This window comes from Micromonospora sp. NBC_00362, from assembly GCF_026342155.1.
Lineage (GTDB): Bacteria > Actinomycetota > Actinomycetes > Mycobacteriales > Micromonosporaceae > Micromonospora > Micromonospora hortensis.
This window is the reverse complement of record NZ_JAPENH010000001.1, coordinates 2402972-2422798: the sequence shown is the minus strand read 5'-3', so window position 1 is coordinate 2422798 and position 19827 is coordinate 2402972. Positions and strand designations below refer to the sequence as shown.

At 71.9% G+C, this 19827-nt stretch carries 19 protein-coding genes; 10 read left to right on the top strand and 9 right to left on the bottom strand.

The window, feature by feature from the left end:
- Positions 1-47 precede the first annotated feature (47 nt).
- Positions 48-1145: an SRPBCC domain-containing protein gene (locus tag OG992_RS11020; RefSeq protein ID WP_238686336.1), complete on the top strand. Its 1098-nt coding sequence runs from the start codon at positions 48-50 to the stop codon at positions 1143-1145.
- Between the two features lie 13 nt (positions 1146-1158).
- Positions 1159-1794, top strand: a complete 636-nt coding sequence (locus OG992_RS11015) for a hypothetical protein (RefSeq protein ID WP_238686335.1) — start codon at positions 1159-1161, stop codon at positions 1792-1794.
- Between the two features lie 45 nt (positions 1795-1839).
- On the opposite strand, the gene OG992_RS11010 is transcribed toward OG992_RS11015, so the two are convergent.
- Positions 1840-3876: a glycosyl hydrolase family 28-related protein gene (locus OG992_RS11010; protein ID WP_238686334.1), complete on the bottom strand. Its 2037-nt coding sequence runs from the start codon at positions 3874-3876 to the stop codon at positions 1840-1842.
- 220 nt (positions 3877-4096) lie between these two features.
- Between OG992_RS11010 and OG992_RS11005 the strand changes: the two genes are divergently transcribed.
- From OG992_RS11005 to OG992_RS10995, 3 genes are all read left to right on the top strand, one after another.
- On the top strand, positions 4097-5191 hold the full coding sequence (locus OG992_RS11005) for a PIN domain-containing protein (protein ID WP_238686333.1): 1095 nt from the start codon (positions 4097-4099) through the stop codon (positions 5189-5191).
- Between the two features lie 296 nt (positions 5192-5487).
- Entirely contained in the window at positions 5488-5709 is a 222-nt protein-coding gene (locus tag OG992_RS11000; protein WP_030335934.1) for a hypothetical protein, read from the top strand.
- 395 nt (positions 5710-6104) lie between these two features.
- The gene (locus OG992_RS10995; protein WP_266303155.1) at positions 6105-6263 is read left to right on the top strand and encodes a hypothetical protein; all 159 of its coding nucleotides are present in this window, start codon (positions 6105-6107) and stop codon (positions 6261-6263) included.
- A gap of 40 nt (positions 6264-6303) precedes the next feature.
- Here the strand turns inward: OG992_RS10995 and OG992_RS10990 are convergent, their stop codons facing one another.
- The 4 genes from OG992_RS10990 to OG992_RS10975 form a co-directional block, all read right to left on the bottom strand.
- Positions 6304-6846 (bottom strand): DUF1062 domain-containing protein, encoded by a 543-nt coding sequence (locus OG992_RS10990; protein WP_266303154.1) that lies wholly within the window; start codon positions 6844-6846, stop codon positions 6304-6306.
- A 246-nt stretch (positions 6847-7092) separates the two neighbouring features.
- Entirely contained in the window at positions 7093-8154 is a 1062-nt protein-coding gene (locus OG992_RS10985) for a Gfo/Idh/MocA family oxidoreductase (protein ID WP_238686330.1), read from the bottom strand.
- Between the two features lie 95 nt (positions 8155-8249).
- A complete protein-coding gene (locus OG992_RS10980) occupies positions 8250-8915 on the bottom strand; it encodes a response regulator transcription factor (RefSeq protein WP_238686329.1) in 666 nt (221 codons plus the stop codon).
- A complete protein-coding gene (locus OG992_RS10975) occupies positions 8903-10195 on the bottom strand; it encodes a sensor domain-containing protein (protein ID WP_266303153.1) in 1293 nt (430 codons plus the stop codon). Before OG992_RS10975 ends, OG992_RS10980 begins: the two co-directional genes overlap by 13 nt.
- Before the next feature lie 162 nt (positions 10196-10357).
- Between OG992_RS10975 and OG992_RS10970 the strand changes: the two genes are divergently transcribed.
- The 3 genes from OG992_RS10970 to OG992_RS10960 all read left to right on the top strand — a co-directional run bounded on the left by OG992_RS10970 (position 10358) and on the right by OG992_RS10960 (position 13535).
- Positions 10358-11053: an SDR family oxidoreductase gene (locus OG992_RS10970; RefSeq protein ID WP_266303152.1), complete on the top strand. Its 696-nt coding sequence runs from the start codon at positions 10358-10360 to the stop codon at positions 11051-11053.
- Entirely contained in the window at positions 11047-12681 is a 1635-nt protein-coding gene (locus tag OG992_RS10965; RefSeq protein WP_266303151.1) for an MFS transporter, read from the top strand. Before OG992_RS10970 ends, OG992_RS10965 begins: the two co-directional genes overlap by 7 nt.
- An 86-nt stretch (positions 12682-12767) precedes the next feature.
- Positions 12768-13535: a TetR/AcrR family transcriptional regulator gene (locus OG992_RS10960; RefSeq protein WP_266303150.1), complete on the top strand. Its 768-nt coding sequence runs from the start codon at positions 12768-12770 to the stop codon at positions 13533-13535.
- 25 nt (positions 13536-13560) lie between these two features.
- Here the strand turns inward: OG992_RS10960 and OG992_RS10955 are convergent, their stop codons facing one another.
- A complete protein-coding gene (locus OG992_RS10955) occupies positions 13561-14382 on the bottom strand; it encodes a helix-turn-helix domain-containing protein (protein WP_266303149.1) in 822 nt (273 codons plus the stop codon).
- Positions 14383-14513: 131 nt separating this feature from the next.
- On the opposite strand from OG992_RS10955, the gene OG992_RS10950 reads away from it, so the two are divergent.
- Positions 14514-15431 carry an SDR family NAD(P)-dependent oxidoreductase gene (locus OG992_RS10950; RefSeq protein ID WP_238686323.1) on the top strand — a complete coding sequence of 306 codons (918 nt, stop codon included), beginning with the start codon at positions 14514-14516 and terminating at the stop codon, positions 15429-15431.
- Between the two features lie 9 nt (positions 15432-15440).
- The gene (locus tag OG992_RS10945; protein ID WP_266303148.1) at positions 15441-17591 is read left to right on the top strand and encodes a hypothetical protein; all 2151 of its coding nucleotides are present in this window, start codon (positions 15441-15443) and stop codon (positions 17589-17591) included.
- 43 nt (positions 17592-17634) lie between these two features.
- Here the strand turns inward: OG992_RS10945 and OG992_RS10940 are convergent, their stop codons facing one another.
- From OG992_RS10940 to OG992_RS10930, 3 genes are all read right to left on the bottom strand, one after another.
- Complete coding sequence (locus OG992_RS10940) at positions 17635-18033, bottom strand: hypothetical protein (protein ID WP_238686321.1); 399 nt, start codon at positions 18031-18033, stop codon at positions 17635-17637.
- Positions 18030-18479 carry a hypothetical protein gene (locus OG992_RS10935; protein ID WP_266303147.1) on the bottom strand — a complete coding sequence of 150 codons (450 nt, stop codon included), beginning with the start codon at positions 18477-18479 and terminating at the stop codon, positions 18030-18032. Before OG992_RS10935 ends, OG992_RS10940 begins: the two co-directional genes overlap by 4 nt.
- A gap of 368 nt (positions 18480-18847) precedes the next feature.
- Positions 18848-19726 (bottom strand): alpha/beta fold hydrolase, encoded by an 879-nt coding sequence (locus OG992_RS10930; protein ID WP_266303146.1) that lies wholly within the window; start codon positions 19724-19726, stop codon positions 18848-18850.
- Positions 19727-19827: the final 101 nt, after the last annotated feature.

The following is a 19827-nucleotide window of genomic DNA, read 5'->3' as shown; positions in this document are numbered from 1 at the left end:
TCGGGCGGGCGGGACAGGCCGGGCCGGCCACCCGTTAGAGTCTCGCCGTGATCGAGATCGGTGCGCAGGTCGAGCTGTCCCACCCGGCTGAGCGGGTCTGGCGCGCCCTGACCGATCGGGAGTTGCTCGGCCGGTGGTTCGCCGAGGCCGAGATGGTCGAGGGCGTACCGGACCGGATGCTGCTGCACACCGCCGGCCTGCCCGGCTTCGAGGCCAACGTCGAGGTCGAGGTGACCGAGCGGCAGGAGCCGGACCTGCTCGTGCTGGCCTGCGACGAGGCCGGCCGGCTCAGCGAGCTGACCTGCGCGGTCACGACCACGAAGCAGGGCTGCCGACTGGAGCTACGGGAGGTCAGCACGCACGGCGCGTGGTCCGCCGAGCAGCACGAGCCGCGCGAGCAACAGCTCCGCCAGGCGCTGACGGTACGGCTGCCGGCCATCCTCGACTGGCTCGCCTTCCAACAGGTCGACCTGCGCGGGGCCGACGGTGGGATGACCGCGGAACTGCCGCTGATCGGCGTACGCGGCAGGGCCGGCCGCAACCCCCGTCGGCGTCGCACGCTCGTCGCCGTTGTCGCGGGTGCCGTGCTGGTGGCGGGGACGACGGCATGGGTGACGTTGCCGCCCGACCCGAAGCCGGCCGCCGCGCCCGCCCCGACCGCGACCGCGTCGCCTACCGTGACGGCCGGCCCAGTGACAGTCGCCCCCACGGCGACCCCCTCGGCGCGCCCCTCCCGGACCACAGCCTCGGCGACCACCTCGCCGAGTCGGACCCCGTCGGCGAAGCCCTCGCGGACACCCGCGTCGGCCGCGCCACCTCCACCTCCACCACCGGCGCCCGTCACCGCCCGATACGAGACCGACTCCGACCGGCTGTTCGGCTACACCGGCGAGATCGTGGTCCGCAACCCCGGCGGCGCCCCGGTGGCGGACTGGGCAGTGGTCGTCACCCTCGCCGAAGGCACCACGGTCGACGACGTCGACGGCGCGAACTGGCGACAGGACAAACAGGTGATCACCTTCACCGGAGCCGCCGTGGCGGCCGGGGGATCCCAGACGATCAGCTTCGACGTCCGCGACAGCCGGCCCAACGCCCGGGAGCCGGAGAGCTGCACGATCGGCGGGCAACAGTGTGCGGGCCTCTGACTAGGCTGCCGTCATGGCACTGCTGCACAGGGCGACCCTGCACCCCACGAAGTTGGACCTGCTGACGGCCTGGCTGCCCGGCCGGCAGTGGTTCGCCGGACCGACCGGCGTCGAGGTGGTGAGCCGGGGCGCCTACCGCTTCGACGACCCGGCCGGCGAGGTCGGCATCGAGACGATGCTGGTCGGCGCCGCCGACGGGCCGGTCCACCATGTTCCGCTCACCTACCGCGCCGCGCCCCTCGACGGTGCGGACGGCTGGCTGGTCGGCACCACCGAGCATTCGGTGCTCGGCCGGCGCTGGGTGTACGACGGCTGCGTCGACCCGGTGTACGCGGCCGCGCTCGCCCACGCGATCCTCACCGGCAGCGGCCAGGCGGAGCAGTACTTCGAGGTCGACGGTCGGCGTGAGGTGCGTGAGCCGACGGTGACCGTCGTCGTCGACGGGCCCGCCGACGCCCAGGTGCCGGCCGTCGGCGCGGTGCGACGGGTGGTCGACGAGGACCGCACGCTCATCGACACCGACACCGTCGAGCTGGTGGTCGTGCGCCGGCCGGGGGCCGGGGCCGACGGGCCGGCCAGGGGCACGCTGGGCGGCAGATGGCACGGTCAGTCCTCGACCGTGCCGCTGGCGTACGTCAGGACGCGCTGATCTGTGTGCGGTGGGCGGCCCGAGCGATCGGGCCGCCCACCGCTGTCACCACTGCGCGGGAGGCGGGGGCGGCGACACGGGCGGCCGGTCGTCGCAGGTGATGGTGTTGGGCAGCAGCCACGGCGCGAGCCACCCGCCGTCGTTGCCGCCGAGGTCGGTCAGCGTGAACTCGGAACCGGCCGGGGTGAAGTGGAACGATCCGCAGTTGTTGACGCCGACCGCCCCGACGTTGCGGGCGTCCACGTTGGCGAACGAGGCGGACCCGGCGGCGCGGGCGCTGACCACCGAGGTGCCGGTGCCGTCGACCCGGACGTCCCGGAAGCGCGCATCGGAGATCGAGTAGAGATCCTTCACCGGCCAGTCGCTGACCAGCATGATCGCGTTGTACGTGTTGTCCAAGTAGGCGTCGCCGGTCACCTCGATGGGCGCCTCGATGCTGCGATCCAGGGCGAAGACCCAGATCGCGCCCAGCCCGATGTTCCAGTTCAGCTCGTACGTGCCGGCGCGGGCGGTGGTGTTGTTGGTGAAGCGCAGGTGCCCGGTGAACGGCTCCGCGCCGAAGCGGGCCCCGGCGTGCAGGCCGCTGCCCTCGCGTACCGGGTCGGCGACCAGGTTGTGCGAGACGGTGGTGTCGGTGCCGCCGTAGATGGCGATGCCGTTGGCCAGGGTCGGTGACTGCACGGTGTTGTGGTCGAACGTGTTCCGCGCGTTGGCCGTCTTCTCCGACCACATCGCCAGGCCGTCGTCGCCGGTGTTGCGGACGAAGTTGTGCGCGACCAGCGAGTCGGTCACGCCGGTGTGGAAGTTGAGCGCGTCGGCGATCTGGTCGACGATGATGTTGTTGGTGACCCGGACGTTGCGCATCGGGCCGTCGAACCACAGGCCCGCCTTGGTGTGGTGCAGGTAGAGCCCGTCGATGGTGGAGTCGCTCATCGCCCCACCGATCGCGTTGACCTGGTCGGTGTCGATGCGCTCCCGCACGTCGCCCTCGATGGCGAAGCCGGAGAGGTGCACGTTACGGCTGCCGCCGTCGGCGGCGTCCCGCCCGTAGAACCCGACCCCGGTGTGCACCGAGCCGTCCGGTGCGGGGGTCGGCAGGGCGACCTCGCGGCCCTTGATGGTGGTGTGCCAGTTGCCGGCGCCCTCGATGGTCACGTCGTCGACGATGATGTGCCTGTTGACCTGGTAGGTGCCCGGCGGGATGTACACCTTGAGGTGGGCGCGCCGGGCGAAGGTGATGGCCCGGTCCAGCGCGTCGGCGGAGTCCCGCCGGCCGGTGGGGTCGGCGCCGAAGGCGAGCACGTTCGCGGCGAGCAGCCGGACGTGCGGCGGCGCTACCAACTCGGAGTCGAGCAGGTCGATGACGGTCCAGGCGGCGGCGCTACCGGGCGGCGCGGTGAGCCGGACCTTGTCGCCGGCCCGGTAGGTACGTCCGAGCAGCAGCCGCTGCTCGTCGTAGAAGTGGGTGGGCCGGAACGGCTTGTCGATGCTCGGGTACGGCGTGGTGGCCGACGGCACGCACTGGCACTCGGTGATCCACCAGTCCGGGTGCAGCAGCCCGGCCTGCGGGTCGTTGGTGAACGGGTACTGGTTGTAGAGCCACGAGTACTGCGAGGTGAGCGTCATGGTGCGCAGGTGCTTGCCGTTGACGGCGACCTTCAGCGGGGCGGTGATCCCACCGCCCTGCGGCGCGTCCGGGATGCTGTACCGCACGGTGATCCCGTTCGCCGCGCTGGGCAGGACGAACTCCACGTACTCGCCGGGGGTGAGCCGGACCGCCCGGCGGCCGGAAGCTTCCGCGGGCAGCGTGTAGGCGGTCCGGTCGGGTCCGATGATCTCGCCGTTGGTGCGGGCGTTCTCCGCTTCCTGCTCGAGGAAGTCGACGTCCGCGCCGCGTCCGGCGACCAGCGCCGGATCGAGTGCGGCCCGGGTGACCACCGGCTGCGCGCCGGCGGACGCGGGTGGACTGGCGGCGGCCGCGGTGGGCCCGGCGACCAGCACGGCGAGACCGGCCGCGAGCGCGACGGCGGTGCCGCTGGGCCGGCCGGGGCGTCCCCGCGCCGGCGTGAGGCTGCGAAACATCGGTGACCCTCCTGGGTGGGTGGTGGTGGAGGTCCGCCCGGCGTTCCCCCCAACGCCCGACATTGATCGCCATGATGCAGCACCGGACAGGGCACTGCAAGACGCCTATCGAACAACGAAAATAAACGACTATCAGGCCGCAAGAAATGGACGGTCGTCGAGTTGAGGTGTCGCGCGTCGCCCGCCCCGGCCAGCTCATGCCGGGCGTAGGCTGATCCGCGTGGATCAAGAAGACCGGATTGCCCTCTTCCTCGACTACGAGAACCTCGCGTTGGGCGCGCGCGACCATCGCGGCGGCGCGGCCTTTGACTTCCGGCCCATCGCCGACGCGCTGGCCGAACGAGGTCGGGTGGTGGTCCGCCGGGCGTACGCCGACTGGTCCTACTTCGACGAGGACCGCCGGATGCTCACCCGGTCCCACGTCGAGCTGATCGAGATCCCGCAGCGGATGGGCGCGTCCCGTAAGAACGCCGCTGACATCAAGATGGCCGTCGACGCCATCGAGTTGGCGTTCGAACGCGACTACATCTCCACCTTCGTGATCTGCAGTGGTGACAGCGACTTCACCCCGCTGGTGCACAAGCTGCGCGAGCTGAACAAGCGGGTCATCGGCGTCGGGGTCGAGGGTTCCACCTCGGGGCTGCTTCCCCCGGCGTGCGACGAGTTCCTGTACTACGACCGCTTGGAGGGTGTGGACATCCCGCCGGCCCGTGGTCGCCGCGCCCGTCCCGCCACCCGGCAGGCCGGTGCGGAGCAACGTCCACCCGAGCCGGAGCGGGAGCACGAGCCGGAGGTGGACCGCCGGCCGGCGGGGGAGGAGCCCGGCCGCGACGTGGACGCCCTCGCCGTACTCGTCGCCCAGTCGGTCGCCGGGTTGCAGGGCAGCGCCAACGGTGAGGTCACCGCGTCCCGGCTCAAGCGCACCCTGCTGCGCAAGGACCCCACCTTCAGTGAGTCCGACTACGGCTTCCGTACCTTCGGCGAACTGCTGCGCCACCTCGCCGAGCGCAACGTGATCGAGCTGGCCGAGGGCCCGGCGAAGGGTGACCCCGAGGTCTCGCTGCCCGAGCACGGCGACCGCGAGGTGGCATTCGGCCTACTCCGGGGTGTCGTGGCGGACCTGGGTAGCGGCGGCAACCCGGTGGCGTTGTCCGGGTTGAAGAACCAGGTACGCCGGGCTCGCCCCGACTTCAGCGAGAAGAAGCTCGGCTACCGCAGCTTCCTGCAGTTCTGCAAGGCCGCCGCCACCGCCGGCGTACTGGACCTGCGCTGGAGCCCCGAAGCCGACGACTACCTCCTGACAACCCAACCCTGACCGCATCACCCTCGGCGTGTCTCCCGCCCGGCTCGCGTTGATCAAGAGGTTTGCGTCACCGGGAACGCGATTCGTGACGCGAACCTCTTGATCAACAAGGGCTGGGGGCGGGGGTTGCGGGGAGGGGGCACAGTGGGGCGGGGTTCCTGATTCGCAAGTCAGGAGCGGGATAACCGCCCGTTATGGTTTCGAACCGTCAACGGTTGGGCCGAAATGCGCCTGGAATGTCGCTCTTGCCCCGGTCCGGGCATACCTGCGCCGTACCCTCGGCGCGGGAATTGCTATACGGTCGGCGAATGAAGGTGGAGGAACACTGGTGGAACGGAGACACGACCCCGCGCGGGCGCAGGGACGTGTACATCCGTACTGACGGGCAGGGTTGGGAGGTCCGCGCCCAGATCGGTGGGGCGTCGGGTCGTGAGCGGGTGCAGCAGTGCCCCAGCCGGGCCTCGGCGGCCATCCTCGCCGACGCCTGGCGCGGCACCCACCCATCCTGGCGCGAGCTGAAGCAGCGCTGATCCGGCACCGGGCCGGGTCGGCAACGCTCCCGGGCTCCAGCCCGGCGCGCCCGCCGACCGGCCCGGCGCTCGGTACGTTGGTCCGCCGAAAGCGCACAGCGGTTCACGTTCAACTCGCACGTCACCGCTTCTGAAGCATGACGGAAGCAACGTCGGCCAGAAGCGCCAACGCCCAATCCAGTTGCGAGCAGTTGTCGCGACCGTGGCACTCAAGGCAGCCGCCAGCTCGCCATGGCCTCTCGAGTGCCCGAGTCCAGTGGGTATCCAATACACGTTCGGCCGTGAACAACTCGGTCGCCGTGGACGCGGGTTCGTCGATCGCATGATTGGCTCCGTGTCTCCGCCCTCAGGTCGGGTATACGCAGGTCTGCCGGTCGCGCCCGATGGAGGTCCTCATGTCGCACGGTCCCGACGACGAGAGTCCCAGGATCGACGATGAGGCCCGGGAGGCCGAGCGTCGGCTTGCCAACCTGCCCAAGACGTCGGACGACGCGCTCACCGACGACGACGCCCGGACGCCGGACCAGGCTCCCTCCGAGCAGGACGCCGACTAGGGGCCCGCCCGGCGTTCTGCCGGACAGGCCCCGAGGCGGGTCAGCGCTTCAGTGTGAAGGTGAAGTCCCCGGAGAGCTTGCCGCTCAACCGGAACGCCGAAACGACCTTCCCTTCCGCGATCAGTCGGTCGACTTCGCCCCGCGACAGACCGCGACCCACCGCGATCAGTCGGGTCGGTCGGACCGGGATCCGTGCCGCGTTGCGGACCACGACGTCGATCACGTCGAGGTCCAGGTGCTCCGATCCGCCGGTGTCGAAACGCCAGGCGTTGTCCCAGTCCAGGACGAATCGGTTTCGGTGCTGGACGGCCGGATCCTGAAGCAGTTCGGCGGTCAGGCCCGGGTCGTTGGAATGGAGCCGGTCCAGCAGTTCGGGTGGAACGGAACGCACGGTCATCCGTTCCAGGACCGTGAGCTTGGCCGTCTCCCCGCACTCGGTGCAGAGCGCGAGAAGCCAGACGTCGAGGATCTTGTGGTTGGCGTTGACCCGGAACTTGCCGCTCGCCCGAAGGCGTTGGGACGCGCACGCGTGGCAACGGCGGCGGACGATGGGTAGGCAGGTGGGCACGACGGCCCAATTCATGAGCACAGAAGTACACCGGTTTTCAGTGAGAAGTCCGCAGCAAAAAGGAGCGCGGCGCAACTGCGCGACGCGCGACAGATCAGCTCTTGGGAGGTCTCACAGGGTGTACAACGGCACGTCCTTGCCTAGACGACCTGATTGCGCAGCACGGTAACGGCGCACGGTGGCGCCGCTCCACTGGTTTTCGCGTACGCGTCAGGGAGCCCGGGTGGCGGGAGGTGTCGACCGGTCGGGTGTCCGACCCGGTCAGGCGGTCGGAACCGGCAGCACCACGCCCTCGGCCGCCGACCGGTGGGCCAGCTCGATCAACTCGACGGTGTGGACGGAGTCCCGTGGGTCCACCGGCATCGGCGCGCCGTCGCGCAGCGCAGCCGCCACCTGGGCGTAGAAGCTCTGGTACGCGCCGGGTTCGGTCGGCACCGGCCGCAGGTCACCGTCGACGCCGAGCAGGCCGTAGCGGTCCGACGGGACCTCGCCCCAGCCCGGCTGGTCCGGTCGGCCACCGTCGTGCAGCGCCGCCTCCTGGACGTCCAGCCCGTAGCTGGTGTAGCCGGCCCGGTCGCCCAGCACCCGCAGGCGCGGCCCGAGCTGCGCGGTCACCGCGCCCATCCACAGGTGCGAGTGGACCCCGTTGGCGTGGGTCAACGCCACGAACGCGTCGTCGTCGACGGCCGCGCCCGCGCGGCGGCGGTCCACCTCCGCGTAGACCCGTTCGACACTGCCGAACAACTGCACCGCCTGGTCGACGAGGTGGGCGCCGAGGTCGAAGAGGGCGCCGCCGGCCTCCTCCGGACCGGCGAGCTCCCGCCAGCCCGGCTTGATCGTCGGACGGAACCGCTCGAACCGGGACTCGAAGCGCAGCACCTGCCCCAACTCGCCCTGCTCGACCAGGCGGCGGACGGTCAGGAAGTCGCCGTCCCAGCGCCGGTTCTGGAAGACCGTCAGCGGCACCCCCCGCTCGGTCGCCTCGTCGATCAACACGCGGCCCTCCGCGGCGGTCGGGGAGAGGGGCTTGTCGACGACGACCGGCAGGCCGGCGGCGATCGCCGCACGCGCCATCGGCACGTGCTGCCGGTTCGGCGTCGCCACCACGACCAGGTCCAGGGCGTCCGGGGTACGCCACAGCTCGTCGGCGTCGTCGACCAGGCGGGCGTCCGGGAAGTGCTGTCGCGCCTGCTCGCGTCGCTGTGGATCGCGGGTCACGATGGCGTCGAGCCGCAGCCCGGGAGTCGCGGCGATCAACGGCGCGTGGAACACCCGGCCCGCCAACCCGTACCCCAGCAGACCAACCCGCAGCGCCTTTGCCATGCCGTGCCCCCGTCTCCCTGGTCGGCGCCCTGACCTGGCGCCGGTACCGCTGAGAAGAATCTACGCCGGGGGCGGTCGGGCCCGATCTCGGCCCGTCAGCTCACCGGGTCGGCGCGCAGGTAGGTGAGAACCGCGAGCACCCGACGGTTGGTGTCGTCGCTGGGGGGCAGGTCGAGCTTCAGCAGGATGTTGCCGACATGCTTGCCGACCGCCGCCTCGCTGACGTGCAGCCGCCCGGCGATCGACGCGTTGGACCGTCCCTCGGCGAGCAGCGCCAACACCTCGCGTTCCCGGGCGGACAGCGCGGCGAGCGGGTCGCGGGGGCGGTGCAGCAGTTGCCGGACCACGTCCGGGTCGATGGCGGTGCCGCCGTCGGCGACCCGGCGCAGCGTGTCGACGAACTCGGTGACCTCGGCGACCCGGTCCTTGAGCAGGTAGCCCACGCGTTGGCCGTCGCCGCTGTCCAGCAGCGCCGCCGCGTACCCGGTCTGCACGTACTGGCTGAGCACCACGACCGGCAGATCAGGTCGCTCGGTGCGCAGCGCCACGGCCGCGCGCAGCCCGTCGTCGCGGTGGCCCGGCGGCATCCGGATGTCGGTCAGCACCAGGTCCGGTTTGTGGTCGCGGGCCGCCGTCAGCAGGTCCGGTGCGGAGCCGACGGCCGCGCACACAGTGAAGTCGAAGCGGGTCAACAGCGCGACCAGACCCTCCCGCAGCAGCACCTCGTCCTCGGCGAGCACCACCCGGGTCACCGACGACATGGCAACTCCACCCGGACCACTGTAGGCCCGCCCGGCGGGCTGGACAGCAGCAGCCGGCCGTCCACGGCGGCGACCCGGTCGGCGAGCCCGGTCAGGCCGGTACCCCGGGCCGGGTCGGCGTCACCGTGGCCGTCGTCGGCCACCTCGACGACGAGATCACCGCCGGCCCGGGTGAGGCGTACGTCGGCACGGGTCGCCCGAGAGTGCCGGGCCACGTTGCCCAGCGCCTCGGAGACCACGAAGTAGGCGGTCGTCTCCACGATCTCCGGCAACTCGTCGCGCAGGTCGGCGTGCACGACGACCGGGATGGTGGCGGCGTCGGCCAGTTCGCGTACGGCCCCGGCCAGGCCCAGATCGGTGAGGCTCTGCGGGCGGATACCGTGCACCAGCTGCCGCAGCATCACCATCAGCCCCCGGGCCTGGTCGTGCGCCACGGCGAGTGGTCGGGAGGCGGGGGAGTCGTCGGGTACGTCCAGCCGGGCCAGCCCCAGCTGGAGGGTGAGGCTGGTGAGCCGGGGCTGCGCTCCGTCGTGCAGGTCGCGCTCGATGCGGCGGCGTTCGGCCTCGTACGCGCCGACCAGTCGGGTGCGGGAGCGGGTGACCTCGCGCAGCGCCGCCGCGTCCACCGGGTGGGCCAGCAACCACCGGGCCACGGCTGCCTGGACGGCGGCGAGCAGACCGACGGCGTACCAGAGGACCGGGATCAGCAGCACCCCCACTATCGCGTACGGAATGGCCTCCCCGGTGCTGTCGATCGGCTGCCAGATCACGACCGGCTGGTTGGCGTCGCCGGCCAGCCAGGGGCTGGTGATCATCCCGAGGTCGAGCAGCACCAGCACCAGGAACACCCAGTAGGCGACCGGGGCGAACCCGCCCAGCCAGAACAGGTACGCCACCTCCCGCCAGGTCGCGGCGCTGCGGTAGCGGGCGACCAGGCCCGGCCACGGCGACGGTGCCAGCGGACGGCCGTCGACGAGCCCGACGCGCCACCGTTCGACGACGGCCACCGGGAAGCTCACCAGCGGGGCCAACGCCAACAGGGTGAGGCTGCCGGTCGCCAGGAACAGCATCAGCGCGATGCTCGGCGGTCGGCCGTGCAGGCGGAGGCTGTTGGCGGCGGCCAGCAGGGGCGCGCCGATGACGAGCAGCCCGACACCGAGCACGCCGGCGATCGGCACTGTGGTCACCAGGTAGGCCAGCGCGCGCCAGGGCCACGCGGAGATCAGCCAGCGGCGACGGCGCAGCGCCTCGGCCAGGTGCGAAGGGTGTTCCGTGGTCATGCGGAAGACGCTAATCGGGAGCGACCGGGTGCCCCAGCCGTCCAGATCCACTGTTCGGGGTATGCCCAGCACTACCGGCGAACGGGTGTGCCGGGTCCGGAAACGGGAAGAACGCGCCGTCGCGCGGCCCGCGTGACCTGTGCTGGCGGCGGCTGGAGAGACATGGGTGCCAGAACCTTCGTGGTGGTCGGCGGGACCAGCGGTCTCGGCCTCGCTGTGGCCCGACTGCTCGTCGACGAGCATCAGGTGGTGGTGTTCGGCAACGTTCCGGCCGAGGTCGCCGCCGCGACCGACGAGCTGGGTTGCGACGGCGCCGTCTGCGACATCTCCTCCTACGAGCAGGTCCGCGACGGGTTCGCCGAGGTGGTCGAGCGCTACGGCACCATCGACGGGGTGGCGGCCTGCGCCTCCATGTGGGCGGGCGGCGACCTGGGGGACCTGTCGGTGGAACACATCCGCCGGGCGGTGGAGATCAACGTTCTGGGCATCACGTACCTGCTGCGGGAGGCGGTGCAGCACCTGCACCGGCAGGGCCACGGCAACGTCGTCTACATCGGCGCGCTGGCCCTGGCGGCCCCCCGGCCCGGCATCCCCGTCTACCGGGCCACCAAGAGCTACGGCAACAGCCTGGTCGACTCGCTGGCCGAGGCCCAGCACAGCAACCGGGTCAAGGTGATGCAGCTGCATCCCGGGCCGATGCCGACGCGGCTACAGGAACGGGTGGGCGCCGAGTTCCTGGACGAGGTGTACGCCATGCCCGAACAGGTCGCCACCGAGGTCGTCCGGTTGCTGCTGCTCGAACCCGACGACCTCTACGTCTCCGGTGAGCGCGTGCTGCGCGCGGACGGGCGGTGGTGACGGCCGCAGCCGGACCCGCCGACCGTCCGGCCTCTGCCTGGGCGCCGCTGCGGACGGCGGTCTACCGCAACCTGTGGCTGGCCCTGCTCGCCGCCAACATCGGCACCTGGATGCAGACCGTCGGCGCGCAGTGGCTGCTGATCAACCACTCCAACGCCTCCACCCTTGTCGCGTTGGTGCAGACCGCCAGTCTGCTGCCGGTGCTGCTGCTGGCGTTGCCCGCCGGGGTGCTGGCCGACAGCTTCGACCGCCGGCACCTGCTGATCGCCGTGCAGCTGTTCCTGGTGGCGGTGGCGGTGGCGTTGACGCTGCTCACCCTGACCGGTCGGATGCCACCGGCGCTGCTCCTGACCCTCACCTTCGCGTTCGGGGTAGGGCAGGCGCTCACCCTGCCGGCCTGGGCGGCGGTGATCCCGGAGCTGGTGCCGCAGGACCAACTGCGGTCGGCGTCCGCGCTCGGCTCGATAAGCGTGAACGTGGCGAGGGCGGTCGGGCCCGCGGTGGCCGGCGTGCTGATCGCCCGTACCGGCGTCGCCCCGGTCTTCGGTATCAACGCGGTCGCTTTCGGGATCTTCGCGTACGCGTTGTGGCGCTGGCGGCCCGCCAACGCGCGCGCGGTCGAGGTGCCGGAGCGGTTCACCGCCGCGTTGCGCGCCGGCAGCCGCTACGTACGCCACTCGCCGACCGTCCGCCGGCTGTTGCGCCGTGCGCTGGTCTTCGTGGTCCCGGCCAGTGCGCTCTGGGCGTTGCTGCCGTTGGTGGCGAGTCGGCGACTGGGGCTGGGCTCCGGCGGGTACGGGGTACTGCTGGCCGCCCTCGGGGTCGGCGCCATCGCGGGTGGGGTGCTGCTGGCCGTGATCCGCACCCGGCTGTCCGCCAACCAGCTCCTGCTGATCGCCGGGGCGCTGTTCACAGTGGCGCTGACAGTGGTCGGCACCGTGCGGGTGGTGCCGCTGGTGCTGCTGGCCCTGCTGCCCGCCGGGATGGCCTGGGTGACGGTGCTGGCCAACGTCAACGCCGAGATGCAGCTCTTCCTGCCCAGCTGGGTGCGGGCCCGGGGCCTGGCCGTCTACCAGGTCTGCTTCGCCGGTGGGCAGGCCGCCGGCGCGCTGCTCTGGGGTCTGGTGGCCGAGATGGCCGGGTTGCTCCTCGCGTACCTGGCGGCGGCGGCGCTGATGCTCGTCGGCACCCTGACGAGTCGTCTCTGGCCGTTGCCGGACCTGCGGTCGGTGGACCGGGAACCGGCGGCCTACTGGCCGCAACTGCACCTGGCGCACGAGCCGGACCCGGGAGTGGGGCCGGTGCTGGTGACCGTGCAGTACACCGTCCGGCCGGAGCGGACCCAACGGTTCCTCGCGGCGATGGACCTGGTGCGCGGCGCGCGGCAACGGACCGGCGCGATGCGCTGGGGGCTGTTCCGCCCGGCCGAGACGGTGGACCGGTTCGTCGAGGTGTATCTCGTGCCGTCCTGGGACGAGCACCTGCGCCAGCACGGCGGCCGATTGACCGGTGAGGACCGCGCGGCCGAGCAACGGGCCCGGGAACTGACCGACGGGGAGCCGGAGGTCCGACACCTGGTGCCCGCCGCCGCCGGCCCGACGCTGTCCGACGACCGCGAGGCGCTCTGACGCACGCCTTGGCGAGACCGCGGACCCCCGGGAGCGGGCCGGCGCGGCCGTACCGCGTACGGCCTCGTTGTTAGGATGGCCGCACCATGGCGAGTGAGCGCAAGGCGACCGCGGACCCGGCCCGCAGCCTGGCCCTTCTCTGGCGCACCCGGGAGCCGACCAGCCGCAGCGCCGGTCCGGCGCTCAGCGTCGACCGGATCGTCCGGGTCGCGATCGACATCGCCGACGCCGAAGGGCTCGACGCGCTGACCATGCGCCGGGTCGGTGAGGCGCTGGGGGTCGGCACGATGTCGGTCTACACCTACGTGCCGGGCAAGGCCGAACTCGTCGCCGTCATGATCGACACCGCGTACGGCGAGATGCCGCGCCCCGCCGTCGAGGGCGACTGGCGGACCCGGCTGGAACGGATCGCCCGCGACAATCTGGCTCTCTACCAGCGGCATCCCTGGATGCTGCGGGCCGAGACGACCCGGCCGGTGCTCGGCCCGCACCTGATGGCCAAGTACGACTACGAGCTCGGCGCGATCGTCGACATCGGGCTCACCGACGTCGAGGTCGACGCGGTGCTCACCCTCGTGCTGGGCCACGTGAAGAGCGCCGCCCGAGCCGCCTCCGAGGTGGTCGACCTGGAGCGCGAGACCGGCATGACCGACGGTCAGTGGTGGCAGTCGCACGCGCCCTGGCTGGAAACCTTCCTGAAGCCCGGCGCCTACCCGACCGCGTCCCGGGTCGGCACCGCGGCCGGCCAGCAGCACGGCGCCGCGTACGGCCCCGAGTACGCGTTCGAGTTCGGTCTGCAACGTGTTCTCGACGGGATCTCGGTGGTGGTCGCCGAGCGGGCGGCCAACCGATAGTCGGCCCGCTTCGGGAACGGCGACGCTAGGGCGGTGCCGCCCGGCGAGCCAGCCGGGCCAGCGAGCGCGCCGACGGGCTGCCCGGCTCGGCGTGATAGACCACCAGCGACTGGGTGGTGCCGCTGATCGTGAGCTTCTCGTAGCGCAGCGCCAACTCGCCCAGCTCCGGGTGCTGGAACACCCGCACCCCGCCGCCCGCACGGGCCGTGACGTCGTGCCGGGCCCACAACCGCCGAAACCGCTCGCTGCCGGCCGTCAGCTCCTCCACCAGCTCGATGAGGCGGGGGTCGTCCACCTCGGGGCCGACCTGTGCGCGCAGGCCAGCCACCGCGTTGGCCGCGACCGCAGTCAGAGCCGGGTAGAGCGCCGGCACGCTCGGGTCCAGGAAGACCGCGCGCAGCAGGTTCACCCCGGTGGTGAAGATCGGCGCCAGCGCGGTCGCGGCCGGGTTGGCGAACAGCACGTCCAGGTGCCGACCGTGCACGAAGGCGGGCGTCTCGGCCCACGAATCGACCAACTGCCGGATGCCCACCGGCACCCGCTCCGAGGGTCGCGCCGCCCGGCGGGCCGGCACCGGGCGGGCCAGACCGTGCAGGTGCGCCGCGGCGTCCGCGTCCAGCATCAGCGCGCGGGCCAGCGCCTCGACCACCTGCGTCGACGGGTGCCGGTCACGGCCCTGCTCCAACCGCAGGTAGTAGTCGGCGCTGATGCCGGCGAGCAGGGCCGCCTCCTCGCGGCGCAGGCCGGGCACCCGCCGACGGCCATGCGCGGGCAGGCCGACGTCACCCGGCCCGATCAGCTCGCGCCGGGCACGCAGGTATTCGCCCAGCGGGCCGGCCGTGCTCACCCGCCCATCGTAGGAGCCGCCACGGACCGCCCAGCCTGGTCCTGCCACTACCAGGAAAAACAGGGAACCGGCTACCGCCTGCCGCCGGGGTGACAGTGTCGGAGTAAGCGTGATCGGGAGACGGGACAGCAATGACAGAGCGCATCACGACCCCCTTCGGTTTCGCCTCGACCGCCGACGAGGTCATCGCCGGGGTGGACCTGAGCGGCAAGCGGGCCATCATCACCGGCGGCGCCGCCGGTATCGGCATCGAGACGGCCCGTTCGCTCGCCGCCGCCGGCGCCGAGGTCGTGCTCGGGGTCCGCCGGGTCGCGGCGGGCGAGCAGGCCGCCGCCGACATCGCGGCCAGCATCGGCGCGGAGCGGGTCACCGTCCGTGCGCTGGACCTGGCCGACCAGACGTCGGTACGCCAGTTCGTCGCCGGTTGGGACCAGCCGCTGCACATCCTTGTCAACAACGCGGGGATCATGGCGCTGCCCGAGCTGGAGCGCACCGCCGAGGGCTGGGAGATGCAGTTCGCCACCAACTTCATGGGGCACTTCGCGTTGACAGTCGGCCTGCACGACGCCCTCGCCGCGGCCGGCGGCGCCCGGGTGGTGTCGGTCAGCTCCAGCGGCAACCTCTTCTCCCCGGTGATCTTCGACGACCTGCACTTCGCGTTCCGGCCGTACGACCCGTTGCTGGCCTACGGGCAGTCCAAGAGCGCCGAGGCCCTGCTCGCCGTGGAAGCCACCCGCCGCTGGGCCGGCGAGGGCATCTACTCCAACGCGCTGAACCCGGGCGCCATCGCGACCGGCCTGCAGAAGCACACCGGTGGGCTCAAGTCGCCCAAGGAGATGCACAAGACCCCGCAACAGGGCGCCGCGACCTCGGTGTTACTCGCGGCGTCCCCGTTGCTGGACGGCGTCGGCGGTCGCTACTTCGAGGACTGCGCCGAGGCCCCGGTCGTCACCGAGCGGCCCGCCGACTACAGCGGCGTGGCCGCGTACGCGGTCGATCCGGGCAATGCCGAGCGGCTCTGGACCGTGGCGTCCGGCCTGATCGCCTGAAGGATGGCGATGGCCGGCGACCAACCGCGACGAGACGACGTGGTGGAGTTGCGGGTGCACGGCGTGTCCGGGGCGGACCCGACGGTCATCCTCGACCAGCCGCAGGTCCGGCAGGTCGCCGGCGACGGCAGCGGGGGCTTCCACCGCGGCACCCGGTCGGACGGTGTCGGCCCGGACGGGGTGACGCTGGAGGCGTACCGCTGGGGGGACCTGCCCTCGGGCACCGTCGGCCGGACCCTCGCCATGGTCTTCCTCCTGCCGTTCATGCTCAGCAACGTGGCCGTGTGGATGCGCCCGACCGGCCGCCGCCGCGCCGCTGCGGTCAGCGTGCTGTGTCGGCTCCTCGCACTCAACCTCACAGTGCTGTACGTGGTGTCCATCGCCGGAGTCGCCCTCGACCTGCTCGCCTGGCAGTGTCTCGGTGCGGCCCGCTGCCGCCCGCCCTTCGACACCATGGCCGGGCTCGACGGGCGGCACGTCGGGCAGCGACTGGCAGTGCTGGCGCTCCTGCCGATCGCCGCCATAGCGCTCCTGCGCCTGCTCGGCACCCGTCGGTCCGGCCCGGCCGACAACCCACTGTGGGCCGTGGAGCCCCTGGTGCACCGGCTGCGCGCGATCCACGTGGCCGCAGCCCTCGCCGCACTCGATGTCGTGCTGCTCACGGCCCGTCGCGCCAGCGGCGCGACGTTCTCCACGACCCTGCTGCTGGCGCTCAGCGCGGCGGTGTTGCTGACCTGCGTCGGTCTGCTCGCCGCTCCGGGACTGATCGACCGGGCGGGGACCGCGCGAACGGCCACCTGGACCGCCCGCACGGCGGGCGTCGTGGCGGCCGTCCTGAGCGTGGTGACCCTCGCCACGGTGGCGAGCGACCGGCGCGACTGGTCGTCGGCGACCGGGCTTCCCGGCTACGACGGGCTCGCGGCTGTGGCGCTGTTCGGCCAGATGATGTTGCTGGTGCTGCTCAGCGCGGTGGTGCTGTGGCAGCGCGGTCGGGTGGGCGGCCGGTCCGCGCTGCCGGGTGGCCTGGGCGCGGCGGTCCTCGCCGCCATCGCGGTCGGCCTGACCGGCGCGCTCTCCGCCGGTCTCGTCTACCAGACGGGGGAGTTGCTCGGTGGCTACGGCGGTGACGGTGGGCCACCGTCGCCGTACCGCTGGACGCTGCTGGCGTTCTTCCTGCACGTGGTCGCGGCGGTGCTGGTGTGTGGCGCGTTGACGGTCGTGTCGCGGCGGCGCCGGCGGCGTGCGGCGGCGGCGATCACCGCCAGTGACTTCCCGGTCGTGCCGCCGGAGGCGGTCGGGCGGCTACGGCTGGCCACGAAGACGATCGCCCGGGCTCGGTTCACCGAGTGGTTGGGCCTGCTGGCCGCCGCGTACGCGGTGCTCGCGGTGGTCGGACTGGCCACGAGTCTGGTGGGGCGTACCGGGCGCGAACCGGAGGAGTTGACCCGGCAACTGCTCGGGCTGCCGGCCGGCGCCGTCCAGATGGGGCTCAGCGGGGGCAGTTTTCTCCTCGCCGCGTTGCTGCTCACGCTGGTGGCCGGCGGCGTGTTCGCCTATCGGACCGCGTGGTTCCGCCGGCACGTCGGCATCCTGTGGGACCTGGGCACCTTCTGGCCCCGGGCCGCGCACCCGTTCGCACCGCCGAGCTACGCCGACCGCGCGGTGCCGGAACTGGCCGACCGGATCAGCCAACTGGCCGAACGGCACGTCGGTGTGTTGCTCTGCGGGCACAGCCACGGCTCCGCGCTGCTCGCTCTCGCGGTGCTGCGGCTGCCCCCGCGCGTACGTCAACGGGTCGCGCTGCTCACCTACGGGTCGCCGCTGGACCGTCTGTACGCCCGGCTCTTTCCGGCCTACCTCAACGAGGAGGTGCTGCGTGAGGTGGGGGAGCGGGTCGAGTGGCGGTGGCTCAACCTCTGGCGGGACACCGACCCGGTCGGCGGCTGGATCTTCGCCGCGCACCGCCCAGGCGATCCACCCCCGGACCCGGCCGATCCGGCGGGCCAGGTCGACAGGCGGTTGCGGGACCCACCGAACCTGCTGCCCGCGCCGGGGGAGCGGTCTGCGCCGCCGCTGCGGGGGCACCATCCGGGCGAGACCGACCCCGAGTTCCGGGCGGCGGTGCGCCAACTCTCCGAACGCCTTCGTGGCGCTGGCTGAGCCTGCCGGGCAGTGGGCCGGGCGGTGCGGGACACCACTGTGGTCAACGGTCCAACCCGGGAATCCGGTCGGACTCCGCCACCGTCGCACGGACCTTGCGCAGCGTGGCGTCTGGGGCGCGGATCGCAGCGCGCCAGCGGTCCAGCGTCCGGGTGAGCACCCGGACCACGAACTGCAACTGGTTGACCTGCTCGCGGAGCATGCCCAGCTCGGACCGGGCGCTGAACGCCTCGCCCTCCAACTGGGTGATCCGTGTCTGCAACGGCTGCACGAGCGTGAGGGCGGCCTCGGTGAGCGTGTCGGCGGCATCGGCCTTGAACTTGCCGCGCTGCACCACGACGGTGGCGATGGCGGCCAAGCCGGTGCCTCCGCCGAGGATGCCGAGCACGCTGAGCGCCACCTGCACCCAGTGCGGTGCAGCCGGTGCGGGTGCGGTAATCACGTGACACCTGCCTGCAACTGTTCGTAGGTCACAAATTCGCACGCTCGGGCCAGGCGACGCAGATCGATGGCGATCTGCGCGGCCCGCCAGAGCGACCCGACCGTCACCGCGATCACGAACGACGTGGCGACGATGGAATTTCGACCCGACATGACCAACAGGGCTACCGAGTACATGCCGGTGAGCGTGCCGAGCACCAGTACCGACGCGAGTTCGAGGCCGAGCCCGGTGGAGAGCCGGCCGGGCCAGAGGATGCCCAGTAGTCCACCCACGCCCACCGCGATCAGACCCAACTCCCAGGCGACCTGGATGGGATGCGGCATCGACGTCTGTACGGACGTCGGCCGGACGTTGAGGGCCATCATGAGAATGCCGCAGAGCGGTGCGGCGGCCAGCACAGCGATCTCGTACGGCTGGTGGCGGGATCGGATTCGTAGGTTTCCCACGGCAACTCCTTGGTCGAGGACCGGCGTCCGGCAGCGACCGGTGGGCCAGTGCCGTTCGGTGGGTCGCGACTGTGGAGCTGCGGTCCGTGCGGCGGAGCCCAGTGGTGCGGTGCCTGTGGACGGTCGTTGGGCGAGAAGATGGATCGACTCGACGTCGTTGACTGCCGGTATCTGCCTGTGTATCACCGATGGCCGGTTGCCGTCCACCTCGTTCAACGTCGCATTACCGCAGGTCAGAGCCCATTCGTGACCGGTTTTCGAGGCGTGGGGCGGGGTGGGACGCGGCGACCCGGCCGCACGGCCACCCGGTGACAAGGAGTGTCGGATATCTTGCCCAGGGTGACAGTGGTGGCCGGGTCGCCGATCGATCAACGGACGAGCAGGGCGCGCAACGCCCGGAGCACCTCCGCCGGGGCCTCCTCCGCCATGAAGTGTCCGCAGGTCACCGTCTGGTGGTCCAGGCCCGGCGCCCAAGCCCGCCACACCGCCGCCGCGTCGTAGCCCAGCGCCGCGCCCCAGTCCTGCTGGAGCACCGTCACCGGCATCCGCAGCCGGTTGCCGGCCGCCCGGTCAGCGGCGTCGTGGGTCACGTCGATCCCGGCGGATGCCCGATAGTCGGCGACGATCGAGGGAACGGCGTCGCGGGACGCGCGCAGGTACGCGGCCCGCACCTCCGCCGGCAGGGCGCCCGGATCACGGGTCCAGACGTCCAGGAAGTGACCGAAGAAGGCGTCCGGGCTGCCGGCGATCAGCTCTTCGGGCAGGCCGGGCGGCTGCGCCATCAGATAGAGGTGAAATGCCACAGCGGCGCTGGCGCCGTGCAGCACGTCCCACATGTCCAGCGTGGGTAGCACGTCGAGCAGGGCCAGCTGACTGATCGCCGCCGGATGGTCGAGGCCGGCGCGGAACGCGACCAGGGCACCCCGGTCGTGCCCGGCCAAGGCGAACCGATCGTGACCGAGCGCGCCGGCCAGCGCCACGATGTCGGCGGCCATGGTCCGCTTGGCGTACCCCGTGCCGTCGGTGTCGAGGGGCTTGTCGCTGTCGCCGTAACCGCGCAGGTCGGGGCAGATGACAGTGTGGTCGGCGGCCAGATCGGCGGCGACGTGCCGCCACATGAGGTGGGTCTGCGGAAAGCCGTGCAACAGCACGATCGCCGGGCCGGAACCGCCCACGGCGGTGTTGAGCGTCACCCCGTCGGCGACGGTGACACGTCGGTAGTCGAATCCGTTGATCTTCGGGTCCACGGGGAACCTTCCTGGTGAGCAGTGCCGGCGGAGGGCGGTGGCCCGTCGCCGTCGTACCTCACCGAGCCTGCCCGGCGGTGATCAGCAGCCGGTCAGCGTCG

What these genes read in the sequence shown, in the direction of transcription:
- OG992_RS11015 (WP_238686335.1), top strand. Translation starts at nt 1,159, where the DNA reads ATGGCACTGCTGCACAGGGCGACCCTGCACCCCACGAAGTTGGACCTG.
- OG992_RS11010 (WP_238686334.1), bottom strand. Translation starts at nt 3,876, where the DNA reads ATGTTTCGCAGCCTCACGCCGGCGCGGGGACGCCCCGGCCGGCCCAGC.
- OG992_RS11000 (WP_030335934.1), top strand. Translation starts at nt 5,488, where the DNA reads ATGAAGGTGGAGGAACACTGGTGGAACGGAGACACGACCCCGCGCGGG.
- OG992_RS10995 (WP_266303155.1), top strand. Translation starts at nt 6,105, where the DNA reads ATGTCGCACGGTCCCGACGACGAGAGTCCCAGGATCGACGATGAGGCC.
- OG992_RS10990 (WP_266303154.1), bottom strand. Translation starts at nt 6,846, where the DNA reads ATGAATTGGGCCGTCGTGCCCACCTGCCTACCCATCGTCCGCCGCCGT.
- OG992_RS10985 (WP_238686330.1), bottom strand. Translation starts at nt 8,154, where the DNA reads ATGGCAAAGGCGCTGCGGGTTGGTCTGCTGGGGTACGGGTTGGCGGGC.
- OG992_RS10980 (WP_238686329.1), bottom strand. Translation starts at nt 8,915, where the DNA reads ATGTCGTCGGTGACCCGGGTGGTGCTCGCCGAGGACGAGGTGCTGCTG.
- OG992_RS10975 (WP_266303153.1), bottom strand. Translation starts at nt 10,195, where the DNA reads ATGACCACGGAACACCCTTCGCACCTGGCCGAGGCGCTGCGCCGTCGC.
- OG992_RS10970 (WP_266303152.1), top strand. Translation starts at nt 10,358, where the DNA reads ATGGGTGCCAGAACCTTCGTGGTGGTCGGCGGGACCAGCGGTCTCGGC.
- OG992_RS10960 (WP_266303150.1), top strand. Translation starts at nt 12,768, where the DNA reads ATGGCGAGTGAGCGCAAGGCGACCGCGGACCCGGCCCGCAGCCTGGCC.
- OG992_RS10950 (WP_238686323.1), top strand. Translation starts at nt 14,514, where the DNA reads ATGACAGAGCGCATCACGACCCCCTTCGGTTTCGCCTCGACCGCCGAC.
- OG992_RS10945 (WP_266303148.1), top strand. Translation starts at nt 15,441, where the DNA reads ATGGCCGGCGACCAACCGCGACGAGACGACGTGGTGGAGTTGCGGGTG.